This is a genomic window from Nocardioides sp. OK12, from assembly GCF_024341885.1.
GTDB classification, from domain to species: domain Bacteria; phylum Actinomycetota; class Actinomycetes; order Propionibacteriales; family Nocardioidaceae; genus Nocardioides; species Nocardioides marinisabuli.
Map to the genome: position 1 here is coordinate 772,106 of NZ_BNET01000001.1, position 13,208 is coordinate 785,313.

At 74.3% G+C, this 13,208-nt stretch carries 13 protein-coding genes; 12 read left to right on the forward strand and 1 reads right to left on the reverse strand.

All coding sequences use genetic code 11. The features are described from left to right. Positions 1–7 precede the first annotated feature (7 nt). From OCU29_RS03805 to OCU29_RS03855, 11 genes are all read left to right on the forward strand, one after another. Complete coding sequence (locus tag OCU29_RS03805; RefSeq protein ID WP_261818838.1) at positions 8–724, forward strand: type 1 glutamine amidotransferase; 717 nt, start codon at positions 8–10, stop codon at positions 722–724. Next, entirely contained in the window at positions 721–3,708 is a 2,988-nt protein-coding gene (locus OCU29_RS03810; protein WP_261818839.1) for a bifunctional [glutamine synthetase] adenylyltransferase/[glutamine synthetase]-adenylyl-L-tyrosine phosphorylase, read from the forward strand. Before OCU29_RS03805 ends, OCU29_RS03810 begins: the two co-directional genes overlap by 4 nt. A gap of 138 nt (positions 3,709–3,846) precedes the next feature. Further along, complete coding sequence (locus OCU29_RS03815; RefSeq protein ID WP_261818840.1) at positions 3,847–4,050, forward strand: DUF1918 domain-containing protein; 204 nt, start codon at positions 3,847–3,849, stop codon at positions 4,048–4,050. 67 nt (positions 4,051–4,117) lie between these two features. Next, complete coding sequence (locus OCU29_RS03820; RefSeq protein ID WP_261818841.1) at positions 4,118–4,894, forward strand: isocitrate lyase/phosphoenolpyruvate mutase family protein; 777 nt, start codon at positions 4,118–4,120, stop codon at positions 4,892–4,894. Positions 4,895–5,260: 366 nt separating this feature from the next. Further along, positions 5,261–5,890, forward strand: coding sequence for a hypothetical protein (locus tag OCU29_RS03825; RefSeq protein WP_179616165.1), 630 nt, complete (start codon positions 5,261–5,263; stop codon positions 5,888–5,890). Positions 5,891–6,002: 112 nt separating this feature from the next. Further along, a complete protein-coding gene (locus tag OCU29_RS03830) occupies positions 6,003–6,725 on the forward strand; it encodes a hypothetical protein (protein WP_261818842.1) in 723 nt (240 codons plus the stop codon). Between the two features lie 100 nt (positions 6,726–6,825). After that, positions 6,826–8,268, forward strand: coding sequence for a PepSY domain-containing protein (locus OCU29_RS03835; RefSeq protein WP_261818843.1), 1,443 nt, complete (start codon positions 6,826–6,828; stop codon positions 8,266–8,268). Positions 8,269–8,470: 202 nt separating this feature from the next. Beyond that, positions 8,471–9,157: a signal peptidase I gene (locus OCU29_RS03840; RefSeq protein WP_261818844.1), complete on the forward strand. Its 687-nt coding sequence runs from the start codon at positions 8,471–8,473 to the stop codon at positions 9,155–9,157. 669 nt (positions 9,158–9,826) lie between these two features. Next, on the forward strand, positions 9,827–10,456 hold the full coding sequence (locus tag OCU29_RS03845; protein ID WP_261818845.1) for a hypothetical protein: 630 nt from the start codon (positions 9,827–9,829) through the stop codon (positions 10,454–10,456). 134 nt (positions 10,457–10,590) lie between these two features. After that, on the forward strand, positions 10,591–10,932 hold the full coding sequence (locus tag OCU29_RS03850) for an Hpt domain-containing protein (protein ID WP_261818846.1): 342 nt from the start codon (positions 10,591–10,593) through the stop codon (positions 10,930–10,932). A gap of 137 nt (positions 10,933–11,069) precedes the next feature. Then, positions 11,070–11,732, forward strand: coding sequence for a hypothetical protein (locus OCU29_RS03855; protein ID WP_261818847.1), 663 nt, complete (start codon positions 11,070–11,072; stop codon positions 11,730–11,732). A 30-nt stretch (positions 11,733–11,762) separates the two neighbouring features. On the opposite strand, the gene OCU29_RS03860 is transcribed toward OCU29_RS03855, so the two are convergent. Next, on the reverse strand, positions 11,763–12,563 hold the full coding sequence (locus OCU29_RS03860; RefSeq protein ID WP_179616168.1) for a response regulator transcription factor: 801 nt from the start codon (positions 12,561–12,563) through the stop codon (positions 11,763–11,765). 149 nt (positions 12,564–12,712) lie between these two features. Here OCU29_RS03860 and OCU29_RS03865 point away from each other — a divergent pair, with 149 nt between their 5' ends. Further along, positions 12,713–13,180 (forward strand): hypothetical protein, encoded by a 468-nt coding sequence (locus tag OCU29_RS03865; protein ID WP_261818848.1) that lies wholly within the window; start codon positions 12,713–12,715, stop codon positions 13,178–13,180. Positions 13,181–13,208 lie beyond the last annotated feature (28 nt).

Consider the following 13,208-nt stretch of genomic DNA (forward strand, 5'->3'; position numbering starts at 1 on the left):
GCCCCGCGTGGCCCGGGTGCTGGTGGTCCAGCACGAGGACGACTGCCCGCCGGCCCTGGTCGGCGGGTGGCTGACCGAGGCCGGGTGCGAGCTCGACGTGCGCCGGCCCTACGCCGGGGACGCGCTGCCCGGCGACCCCTCGGCGTACGACGCGCTGCTGGTGCTGGGCGGCTCGATGGGCGCCGAGGAGGAGTCCGCGCACCCCTGGCTGGCCCCGACCAAGCAGCTGCTGCGCGACGCGGTGGGCGCCGAGGTGCCGACCCTGGGCATCTGCCTGGGCCACCAGCTGCTCGCCTCGGCGCTGGGTGGTCGGGTCGAGGTCAACCCGCGCGGTCGCACGGTCGGGCTGGTGCCGGTCGAGTGGAGCGACGCGGCCGCCGACGACCCGCTGGTGGGGGCCCTGGCCACCCCGCGGCGCGGGGTGCACTGGAACAACGACGTGGTCACCGCGCTGCCGCCGGGGGCGCTGCTGCTGGCCAGCACGCCCCAGGGCGACGCCGAGGTGGTGCGCCACGCGCCGGCTGCCTGGGGCTTGCAGCTGCACCCCGAGGTCGACGCCGCCGTGGTGGCCCGCTGGGCGGCCTCCGACGACAAGCCCGCGCCCGGCGTCGACACCGCGGCCGAGGTCGCCCGCGTCGACGTGGCCCGCCCCGAGCTCGACGAGGCCTGGCGCCCCCTCGCGCTGTCCTTCGCGCGGCTGGCCGGGGAGCGAGCGCTCCGGTGAGCCGGGTGGCGACCACCAAGGGCCAGCTCCTGCGGCTCGGCTTCAGCGACGCCGAGGGGTCGCTGGAGCGGCTCGGGGAGGTCGGTGCCGCCGCCGACGAGCTGTTGCCGCTGCTGGCACGCACCGCCGACCCCGACCACGCCGTCGCCGGTCTGGTGCGGCTCCTGGAGGCCCTGCCCGAGGGGCCCGGCGAGGCCGAGGAGCTGCTCGAGCGGCTGCTGGCCGACGAGGGCACCGCCAGCCGGCTGCTCGCGGTGCTGGGGGCCAGCGAGGCGCTCAGCGACCACCTGGTGCGCCACCCCGACCAGTGGCGCGAGCTCGACGACGACACGCTCGAGTGCAGCCGCCCGGCGGCGTACGCCGTGCGCGAGGCGATGCTGCGCGCGGTCGGGGCCGACCCGGGCGAGCCCGCGCCGGTCGCCGAGGGCGACGACGCGGCGCTGGTCGACGTGCTGCGCGTGGAGTACCGCCGGGTGCTGCTGCGCCTGGCCGCACGCGACCTGGCCCACGGGGTCGGCGTCGACGACGTGGCCGCCGAGCTCTCCGACCTCGCGGCCGCGACCCTGGAGGCGGGGCTGGCCATCGCGCGGCAGCGGCTGGGGGAGAAGGCCGACCTGGCGCGGCTGGCGGTCGTGGCGATGGGCAAGTGCGGCGCCCACGAGCTCAACTACGTCTCCGACGTCGACGTCATCTTCGTCTACGAGCCGGCCGACGGCGCCGACGACCACGCCGCCAACCGGGCGGCCTCCCAGCTGGCCGCCCACCTGATGCGGATCTGCTCCGAGCCGACCGGCGAGGGCGAGATCTGGCCCGTCGACGCCAACCTGCGCCCCGAGGGCAAGTCGGGCCCGCTGGTGCGCACCTTGGCCAGCCACCAGGGCTACTACGAGAAGTGGGCCAAGACCTGGGAGTTCCAGGCGCTGCTCAAGGCCCGCCCGGTCGCCGGCGACGCCGAGCTGGGCCGCGAGTACGTCGACATGGTCGCGCCGATGGTCTGGAGCGCCGCGGAGCGCGACGGGTTCGTCGAGGACACCCAGGCGATGCGCCGCCGCGTGCTCGACCACATCCCGAGCAAGGAGGCCGAGCGCCAGCTCAAGCTCGGAGCCGGCGGGCTGCGCGACGTCGAGTTCGCCGTCCAGCTGCTGCAGATGGTGCACGGGCGCGCCGACGAGACGATCCGCGCCCCCACGACCCTCAGCGCCCTGGCCGACCTAACCCGCGGCGGCTACATCGGCCGCGAGGACGGCGAGCAGCTGCACGACGCCTACGCGTTCCTGCGCACCCTCGAGCACCGCATGCAGCTGCACCGGCTGCGGCGCACCCACGTGATCCCCGACGACCCCGACGCGCTGCGCCGGCTGGGGCGCAGCATGGGCCACCTCAAGAACGCCGTCGACGGGCTGCACAAGGAGCTCGAGCACCACCGCCGCGAGGTGCGCCGGCTGCACCAGAAGCTCTTCTACCGCCCGCTGCTGGCCGCGGTGGCCCAGCTGCCCGGCGACCAGGCCCGGCTCTCGGCCGACGCCGCGCGCGACCGCCTCGCCGCGCTGGGGTACGCCGACCCGCGCGCCGCGCTGCGCCACCTCGAGGCGCTGACCAGCGGCGTGACCCGCTCGGCCAACATCCAGCGCACGTTGCTGCCGGTGCTGCTGGAGTGGTTCGCCGACGGGCCCGACCCCGACGCCGGGCTCTTCGGCTTCCGACGCATCTCCGAGGCGCTCGGGGAGACCCCGTGGTACCTCACCACGCTGCGCGACGAGGGCCAGGTCGCCCAGCGTCTCGCGCGGGTGCTCTCGACCTCGCGCTACGCCACCAGCCTGCTCGAGCGCGAGCCGCAGGGGGTGCGGATGCTTGGGCAGTCGCTGGCCCCGCTGGACGCCGAGTCGCTGACCGCCGAGATGCGGGCGGCCGCGGCTCGCCGCGACGACGCCGAAAAGGCGGTGCGCGCGGTGCGGGCGGTGCGCCGGCGCGAGCTGTTCCGCATCGCCTCCGGCGACCTGCTCGGGCTCACCGACGTCGAGGACGTCGGGGCCGGGCTGTCCCGGCTCACCGACGCCACCCTCGAGGTGACCCTCGAGGTCGTGGGGGAGTCGGTGCGCCGCTCGAAGGGCCTGGAGCAGGCGCCGACCCGGATGGCGATGGTGGCGATGGGGCGCTACGGCGGCTTCGAGCTGTCCTACGGCTCCGACGCCGACGTGCTGTTCGTCCACGAGCCCGTCGGCGGGGCCGACGGCCACGAGGCGGCGACGTACGCCCAGGCGGTGGCCAACGAGCTGCGCCGGCTGCTCGCGCTGCCTGGCTCCGACCCCGCGCTGCTGGTCGACGCCGACCTGCGCCCCGAGGGCAAGCAGGGCGCGCTGGTGCGCACCCTCGACTCGTACGCCGCCTACTACGAGAAGTGGTCGGTGGTGTGGGAGGCGCAGGCGCTGCTGCGCGCCGACGCCGTCGTCGGCGACCTCGACCTGCGCCGGCGCTTCGAGGACCTCATCGACCCGCTGCGCTACCCCGAGGGCGGCCTCGGCGACGACGACGTGATCGAGGTGCGCCGCATCAAGGCCCGCGTCGACCAGGAGCGCCTGCCGCGCGGGGCCGACCGCAAGACCCACCTCAAGCTGGGCCGCGGCGGCCTGGCCGACATCGAGTGGACCGTGCAGCTGCTGCAGCTGCGCTACGCCGGGCAGGTGCCCGGCCTGCGCACCTCGCGGACCCTGCCGGCGCTGGCGGCCGCCGAGGAGGCGGGTCTGCTGGCCAGCGAGGACGCCTCGCTGCTGGCCCAGGCGTGGCGGCGGGTCAGCCGCACCCGCAACGCGGTGACGCTGGTGCGCGGCACCCCCAGCGACCAGCTCCCCTCCGACCTGCGCGAGCGGGCGGCGGTGGCGGCGATCCTGGGCTACCCCGAGGGCACTTCCGAGCAGATGGTCGACGACCACCTGCGGATGACCCGGCTGGCGCACGCCGTCGTCGAGCGGGTCTTCTGGGAGTAGGCACGGCTCCGGGACCTTCGTCCCCGCAGGGTGGGACCTTCGTCCGTGGAGGCGCGGGCGCGGTCGTGGCCATGCTGGTGGTGGCCACGCTGGCGGACCAGGGTGGCGACGGTCTGTCGGGACGGCGAGGTGAGGACGATGCACGCAGCGGTCGGGGACCGGTTGGTCGTGCACAGCGCGCACGTGGGGGCCAAGGAGCGCGAGGGCGTGGTGGTGGAGGTGCGCCACGACGACGGCTCGCCGCCGTACCTGGTGCGGTGGTCCGACACCGACCACGAGTCGCTGGTCTACCCCGGACCGGACGCCGAGGTGCGCCACCAGGAGCACCCGCACGCCTCGTGAGGCCGGCCCGGGGCGGCTCCCGCGCCGGGTGGTCGACCCCGGCGGGTGGGCGCCCTAGGGTGTCGTGATGAGCGCACTCCAGGACAAGGCCACGCACCTGCTCGGGCTGCACCGTGACCCGACGCTGCTCACCGTCGTCAACGTGTGGGACGTGATCAGCGCCCGCGTCGTCGCCGACGGGATCGGCACCACCGCGCTGGCCACGGCCAGCCACTCGATCGCCGCCTCCTACGGCTACGAGGACGGCGAGCACATCCCGGTGGACCTGATGATCGAGGCGTGCGGTCGCATCGCCGCGGCCACCGACCTGCCGGTCAGCGCCGACCTCGAGGCCGGCTACGGCCACCCCGTCGAGACCGTGCGCAAGGCGATCGGGGTCGGCATCGTCGGCGCCAACCTCGAGGACCAGATGCGCCCCCTCGTCGACGCCGCCACGATGATGGAGGACGTGATGGCCGCCGCCGACGACGAGGGCATCGACTTCGTGCTCAACGCCCGCACCGACGCCTTCCTGCGCGCCGGCGACCGCGACCGCGGCGCGGTGCTCGGTGACGCGATCGAGCGCGGGAAGGCCTTCCTCGACGTGGGCGCGCCGGCCGTGTTCGTGCCCGGCCGGCTGAGCGAGGAGGAGGTCGTCGCCCTCGTCGACGCCTTCGGCCCCCAGCGCCTGACCATGATCGGCGTGCCCGGCAACCCCTCCCTCGACCGCCTCGAGGAGCTCGGCGTCGCCCGTGTCTCCTACGGCCCGATGCCCCAGCGCGTCGCCCTCACCGCCCTGCAGGAGCTGGTCGAGGAGGTGCACCGCGGCGGCGGTGTACCCGACTCCATGCGCCCCCTGAACTGACGCCACCCGGCTGGTTCGGACGGGCCGGCTCGCGAGCCGTCGTGAGTTCCTGCGCGAGTCGGCGTGAGTTCCTCCGCGAGCTGGCGTGAGTTCCTGGTGTGTGCGGCGTACGGCGTGGTGGGTGTCGAGTCGGTTGGTTCGAACGGGCCGGGTCGCGGGAAGTGGCGCCGGGTGGGTGGGGAACTGGCGCCGGGTCGGTGGGGAAGTGGCGCCGGGTCGGTGGGTCTTGTGGGTGGGTGGGGGGTCTTGCGGATTGCTTGAGGCAACGTCGGGTCTTTGCCGGGTGGTGGCTTGAGGTGGGGGGCGCAGAGTTCTGCTCATCACCCCGACCGGCCCGCTGGCCGGCTCCAGACAAGGACTCCCCTCATGGCCTCGAACACCTCCTCCCGCAAGTCCCTGACCCGCGTTGCTGCCTCGGTGGCCCTGGTCGCCGGTGCGACCGCGGTCGCCGGTCTGGGCACGTTCGGTTCGTTCACCTCCTCGACCGACGCCGCCGAGGCGGTCTCCTCGGGCGAGACGAAGATCGAGCTGGCCGGCCAGGGCGCGCAGGGCCTGGACGTGGCGGCGGTCAACCTGGTTCCCGGTGACACCGTGGAGCGTGCGGTGCAGCTGACCCGGGCCGGGACCACCGAGGGCTTCGGGTCGGTGGCGCTGAGCACGACCTCGGCGGCTGCGGCCCCCTCGATCCTGACCACGAACGCCAAGGACGGTCTGCAGCTGAGCATCGACCAGTGCGCCACCCCGTGGGTCAAGGCTGCCGACTCCAAGCGGATGACCTGCGCCGGGCCGGTGACCTCGGTGTTGTCCTCGGTGCCGGTGATCGCTGCGAACCGCGACCTGGCCAAGGTCACCGAGACCCTCAACGGCGAGACCAAGGTCTCCAACCTGCGCATCACCCTGGCCCTGCCCCAGGCCGCGAACAACGACTTCCAGCTCAAGACCGACACCGTGAAGTTCGTCTTCGACGCCACCCAGCGCGCCGCCGAGGCCCGCTGACCCGGGCCACCACCCGAGCTCCTCCCGGGCCGGGGCGCCGACATCCGGCCCGGGGGGACACCACAGCCAGGTTCCGTGCTCGCACGGGGCCTGGCTCTGTCATCATTCGCTCGTGCGCCGCCAGGAACCGCCGGGGACCGACCCCGCGCTGCTGCTCCTGCGCGGCGCGCTGCTGTCTGCGGTCACGCTCTTCCTGGGGGTCGCCGGTCACGTGACCGGCGGTGGCCTGCTGCCGGGGATCTCGGCGCTCGCCGTGCTGGTCGTCGCCACGACCGCGTCGAGCCTGGCGCTCCTGGTCCGACCCGCCAGCACCACCCGGCTCGTCACCCTCCTGGTCGCCGGCCAGGGACTGGTGCACCTCGTGCTCAGCCTCGCCGGCGGCCACCACGGCGAGACCGGGGCCAGCGCTGCGCCGCCCGGCCCCGTCACCGCGCCGTCCTCGGCGCTACCGAGCGTCGAGGGCCGTCGTACCGGCTCGTTGATGGACTCCTACGTCGACCACGTCCCCGCCGGCCACGACCTCGCACTCGGCCTGCCCCTCGGCGGCCTGCTCGACGACCTGGCCGCGCACGCGCCGATGATGGTGGCCCACATGGCCGCCGCCGCGCTCGTCGGCCTCTGGCTGGCGGTGGGGGAGCGGGCCCTGTGGACCCTCGTCGCGCTCGCCTGCCGCGCGGTCGCGGCCCGGCTCGGTGACCTCGTCGGCCTCCTGGTGCCGCGACCGGTGGCCCGCGCCGCTCGCGTGCGTCGTACGCCGCTGCCGCCCCGGCCGCGGTTCCACCAGGTGCTCGCCCGGGCCCTGGCCCGACGCGGACCGCCCGCGCTCCTCGCCTGACCCGACGCGGTCAGGAGACGACGTCCCCGCCCGACCGGTCCCGTCCGGTCGGGCCGTCCTGCGCGCACCCAGGGTGCGCGCTGTCCCGAGGAGCACCCGCATGACCGATGTCCACGCGCCCGAGCGCGACCCCGCACGACCTGAGCAGCAGCGCCGTCCGGCCCGCGCGACCGGCCTGTTCCGCGCCGCCTGGCGCTGGCACTTCTTCGCCAGCTTCCTGGTCGCCCCCGTCCTGCTGCTGCTGGCCGGCACGGGGCTGATCTACCTGTTCCGCTTCCAGCTCGAGCCGCTGCTGCACGCCGACCTGATGCGGGTCGAGGTGCCGGCCGACGCCCAGGCGGCGGCCACCACCAAGACCTGGGAGACCCAGCTGGAGGCGGTGCGGGCGTCGTACCCCGACGCCGCGGTCGTCTCGATGACCGAGCCAGCCGAGGCCGACCACAGCAGCCGCTTCTCGATGTCGCTCGACGACGGCAGCACCCGCGACGCCTACGTCGACCCCTACACCGGCGAGGTGCTCGGGGCGCTCGACCCCGACACGAAACTCTCGGGGGTCGCGGTGCGCCTGCACGGCGAGCTGATGACGGGCAGCCTCGGCGACCTGTTCATCGAGCTGGCCGCCTGCTGGGCGGTGGTGATGGCGCTGACCGGCTACTACCTGGTGGTCAAGGGGCGCAAGGCCCGGCGCCGCTCCCGGGAGAAGGGCCAGCCGGGGTCCCGGCTGCGCTCGCGGCACGCGAGCGTCGGCCTGGTCGCCGGGGTCGGGCTGCTCTTCCTGCTCGTCTCGGGGCTGCCGTGGACCGGCTTCTGGGGCGCGAAGGTGCAGGAGCTGGCCACCGACCGGGGCACGTCGCTGTGGTCGACCGACCCGGGAGCGGTCTCCGAGCCGACCTCGCGCCTCGACGAGTCGCTGCCGCACAGCCACGCCACCGACGTCCCGTGGGCGCTGGGCGGCTCGGAGGTCCCGACCTCGACCGGGGACGGTGAGGGCTCGGTCGCGAACCTCGACACCGCTGTCGTCCAGGCCGACCGCGAGGGGCTGCGCCACCCCTTCACCGTCGCGCTCCCGGCCGCCGACCCGAGCGAGCCGGGGGTCTACTCGGTGATCGGCTACGCCTTCGACGCGCCGTCCGACGAGCGCACCCTGCACGTCGACCGGTACGACGGTGAGGTGGTCGCGGCGTACGGCTACGACGACTACCCGGTGCTGGCGAAGGTCGTCTCGCAGGGCATCGGGCTGCACGAGGGCCGCAGCCTGGGCCTGGTGTCCTTCTGGGGCGCGGCGGCGATGTGCCTGGCGGTGGTCTTCATGAGCGTGACCGGGCCGGTGATGTGGTGGCGCCGTCGCCCGCGCGGCGCCGCCGCGCTGGGCGCGCCGCGGGGGCGGATGCCGCTCAGGGCCACGCCGGCGCTGCTGGTCGGTGTCGTGGCCCTCGGGGTGCTGCTGCCGCTCTTCGGGCTCTCGCTGCTCGCCGTCCTGGTCCTCGACCAGGTGGTGCTGCGGCGGGTCCCGGCGCTGTCGCAGTGGTTCGCCACGAGCTGAGGGGCCGCGTCTTGCGAGTTCCTTGAGGCAACGTCGGGGTTCTCCTGACGGGTGGCTTGAGGTGGGGGGAGCAGAGTTCTGCTCATCGGTCGGACCGGTTCGCCGGCCCGGCCACGTGTGGCCGCCGCGGAGGGAGCGGCGGCCGCACGGCACCACCTCCCTCACCCCACCGCCCGCCCCACCACTCGCAGGAGCCGGATCGATGAGCAGCCCCGCCGTCCCCCTGGTCGTCGGTCGCCACCGCGCCACCGGCCCCACGGTGCGCGTTCCCGCTCCGCACCGCGGCGCCACGTCGGGCGTCACCCGCGGCGCCCCGGCCCCGGCCCCGGCGCCGCAGCGGCCCGTACGTCGTACGGCGCGGGTGCTGCGCGGCCTCGGCCGGGTCGTGACCTCCCTGCTGGTCGTCGTCGCCCTGGCCTTCTTCCTGTTCTTCGCCGTCGGCCCGCACGTGCTGGGCTACCGCACCGCCACCATGCTCACCGGGTCGATGGAGCCCGGCATCATGGTCGGCGACGTCGTCGTGACCGCCGAGCGGCCCGCCGCCGAGGTCGAGGTCGGCGACGTGATCACCTACCACATCCCGGTCGAGGACCACCGCGTCGAGACGCACCGCGTCACCGAGGTCATCCGCGGCGACGACGGCTCGGTCGCCGTCCGCACCAAGGGTGACAACAACCCCAACGTCGACCCCTGGGTCGCGACCCTCGAGGGCGACAGCGTGTGGGAGGTGCAGGCCGTCATCCCCCAGGTCGGCTCGGTCATCCGCGCCCTGCGCACCCCGGTGGTCAACGACGTCATCCTGTACGGCGCCCTGGGCGCCGTCCTCCTCCTCGGCCTGGGCCGCATCTGGTCCAGCGACGACGAGGACGAGCCCGCCGGCGAGGCCTGAGCGGCACCCGCCGAACGCCCACGACACAGCACCGCCCGGGACCGACCAGGTCCCGGGCGGTGCTGTCTGTCGTGACCCGGTGAGCACCCGCGCGAATCGGCGTGGTGAGCCGCGAGTCGGCTGGTTCGAACGGGCCGGCTCGCGGGAAGTGGCGCCGGCTCGGTGGGGAACTGGCGCCGGGTCGGGGTCGGCTGTGCCGCGAGTCGGCGTGAGTTCCTGCGCGAGCCGTCGTGAGTTCCTGGCTCGGGCGGCGTACGGCGTGGTGGGTGTCGAGTCGGTTGGTTCGAACGGGCCGGCTCGCGGGAAGTGGCGCCGGCTCGGTGGGGAAGTGGCGCCGGCTCGCGGTGGGCCGTCCCGCGAGCCGTCGTGAGTTCCTCCGCGAGCCGTCGTGAGTTCCTGGTGTGGGTGGCGTACGGCGTGGTGGGTGGCGGGTCGGTTGGATTGAACGGGCCGGGTCGCGGGAAGTGGCGCCGGCTCGGTGGGGAAGTGGCGCCGGGTGGGTGGGGAAGTGGCGCCGGGTCGGGGGGTCTTGTGGGTGGGTGGGGGGTCTTGCGGATTGCTTGAGGCAACGTCGGGTCTTTACCGGGTGGTGGCTTGAGGTGGGGGGCGCAGAGTTCTGCTCATCACCCCGACCGGCCCGCTGGCCGGCTCCAGACAAGGACTCCCCTCATGGCCTCGAACACCTCCTCCCGCAAGTCCCTGACCCGCGTCGCTGCCTCGGTCGCCCTGGTCGCCGGTGCGACCGCGGTCGCCGGCCTGGGCACGTTCGGTTCGTTCACCTCCTCGACCGACGCCGCCGAGGCGGTCTCCTCGGGCGAGACGAAGATCGAGCTGGCCGGCCAGGGCGCGCAGGGCCTGGACATGGCGGCGGTCAACCTGGTCCCCGGTGACACCGTGGAGCGTGCGGTGCAGCTGACCCGTGCCGGCACCACCGAGGGCTTCGGGTCGGTGGCGCTGAGCACGACCTCGGCGGCCGCGACCCCCTCGATCCTGACCACGAACGCCAAGGACGGTCTGCAGCTGAGCATCGACCAGTGCGCCACCCCGTGGGTCAAGGCCGCCGACTCCAAGCGGATGACCTGCGCCGGGCCGGTGACCTCGGTGCTGTCCTCGGTGCCGGTCGTCGCTGCGAACCGCGACCTGGCCAAGGTCACCGAGACCCTCAACGGCGAGACCAAGGTCTCCAACCTGCGCATCACCCTGGCCCTGCCCCAGGCCGCGAACAACGACTTCCAGCTCAAGACCGACACCGTGAAGTTCGTCTTCGACGCCACCCAGCGCGCCGCCGAGGCCCGCTGACCCCCAGCGCCCGGCCCAGGGGGGACACCAGGGCCGAGCAGCGTGTGGCCGCCGCGGAGGGAGCGGCGGCCACACGACACCTCCCACGTCCTCACCCCAGCACCCAGCCAGCGACCGCCGAAGGAGCCCCACCGATGAGCATCCTCGACGCCGCTGTGATCACCCAGCTGGGCACCGACCTCGGTGACCCCGCCTTCGTGCAGCGCCTCGTCGGGACCTACCGACGGATGCTCCCCGGCCGGGTCGAGCGGGTCGTCGCAGCCCTCGAGGCCGACGACCACGACGACCTGATGGACGCCGTGCTCAGCCTGCGCACCTCCGCCACCACGATGGGCGCCACCGCCCTCGCGTCGCTGGCCGGCGACGTCGAGCAGCACGTGCGCCTCGCCGACACCGTCGCGGCCCGTCGCGCCGTACGACGCCTGCCCGGCACCGCGCGGCAGACCTGCCAGGCCCTGGCACTCACCGCCAGCTGACCGCCCGCCGCCGATGCCCCTTGCGTCTTCCTTGAGCAAACCCACCGCCCGTGCGCGGCCTTCCCTGCGCCCGGCTTGAAGCCGCGGCGGCAGAGTTCCTCCCACCAGCCCCCCCGCCTCTCGCCTGGAGCCACCTCATGACCCGCCCCGGATCGCACCGCCGCCCCAGCCCCCGCCGCCGCGCCACCCGCGCCCGCAGCGGCGCCGGCAGCCGGCTCGCGGCCTCGGTGGCGCTGGTGGCCGGAGCGGCGGCGGTCGCCGGGCTCGGCACCTACGGCTCCTTCACCTCCACGACCTCCGCGACCGAGTCGGTCTCAGCGGGTCGGATCGTTGTCGGGCTGGCCGACCAGAACCAGGGCCTGGCCGTCGCTGCGAGCGGCATGCTCCCGGGCGACACCGCCCAGCGCGCCGTCCAGCTCACCCGCGCGTCGGGCAGCGAGGCCTTCGGGTCGGTCACGCTCAGCGTGAGCGGCGGTGGGGTGCTGGCGAGCGACGCCAACGGGCTCAAGCTCACCGTCGACCAGTGCACCGTGCCCTGGGTCAAGTCCGGCACCGGCTCAGCCGCCTCGGCGATGACCTGCTCGGGCACCAGCACCACGGTCCTGAGCCAGCGTGCCGTCACGATGACGGGTCAGGTGCTGCCGGCAGGTGTGCTGAGCGCCCTCAACGGCACCGGTGCCTCCGCCAACCTGCGGCTCACCCTGACGCTGCCGGGCGAGGCCGGCAACAACCTCCAGGGCGCCAGCGGCACCCTCAACCTCACCTTCGACGCGACCCAGCGCGCCGCCGAGGCACGCTGACCGGGACGCTCTGATAGTGAGGCCGTCGGCCTAGGCGGGCAACGTCTCCATCCGGTAGCCGACGCCCCGCACCGTGCGGATCAGCTTGAGGCCCTTCTGGCCGTTCTCGATCTTGCGGCGCAGGTTGCCCACGTGCACCTCGACCAGGTGCGTGTCGGTGGCCCAGTCGGTGCCCCAGACCGAGCGCAGCAGCGCCTCGCGGGTCCAGACCCGCGCGGGGGTGCGCATCAGCTCGGTGAGCAGGTCGAACTCGGTGCGGGTGAGCGTGAGCTCGGTGTCGCCGTGGAAGGCCCGGCGCCCGTCGACGTCGACGCGCAGCACGCCGTGCTCGAGGAGCTCGTGGTCGGGCAGCGCCGGCGCGGGGGCCGGGGGCGGCTCGGGCGGGGTCGCCCCGTCGACGGGGTCGCCAGGCGCGGCGAGCGCAGGTGCGGCGAGCCCGCGCGGCTCGACCCGGCGCGGACGGCGGAAGAGCGCGTTCACGCGGGCCTTGAGCTCGCGCACCGAGAACGGCTTGGTCAGGAAGTCGTCGGCGCCGGTCTCGAGCCCCAGCAGCCGGTCGATCTCGTCGTCGCGCCCGGTGATCATCACGACGTAGGCGTCGGTGAGCTCGCGCAGGCGCCGGCAGGTCTCGATGCCGTCGATGCCGGGCAGGCCCAGGTCGAGGGTGATCAGGTCGGGCTCCTGCGCCCGCACCACCTCGATCGCCTTGGGCCCCGAGTCGACCGCGGTCACCGCGAAGCCCTGCGTGCCGAGGGTGAACTCGATCAGCGAGCGGATGTCCTCGTCGTCCTCGACGACCAGGGCTCGGCGCTCGGGGGCGTCCTGGGTCATGGCGCGTTCCTCCTGGGCTTCGAGCCGTGGGGGCGGCTCGACGGGCTTGCGGAAACCTTGCGGTCAAGCACGTCGGGGCTTGAGCCGGTGACGACAGAGTAGGACCTGTTCCGGTGCACACCCGACAAGTACCCGACAGGAGAGCAGATATGTCCGCGTTCGACCGCGTACGGCGCGTCGTCACGGTGCTGCTCGTGGCCGCCACCCTGCTGGTGGCGCCCCAGGTCGCCCACGCGGGGTTCTCGCGGACCGTCGGGGGCTCGATGGAGGTGTCCACGGGGACCGTGCCGCAACCGAACGTGACGGGGACCTGGCAGTGCAGCAGGTCCCTGGTCGGAGGTGAGGGTCCGCGCATCACGATCACGGCGACCGCCACGCCGTCCGCGGGCCTCGCAGCCGGCGTGCCCACCTACGGGTGGACGCTGAGCGCGACCGGCGTCGCGACGGTCACGGCGACCGGCCCGGTGGTGCTGCTCGACGCCACGCGGGTGGCGAAGGAGGACACCACCTGGACGCTGGCGACGACGGTTCGTCCGCCGGGCTCGACCTGGACCAGCGCTGCGACGGTGCGGACCCTGACCTGCGACAAGAACGGCAACGGCGGCGGGGTCCTCTGACGCTGACCCTGACCCTGGCTCTGACCCT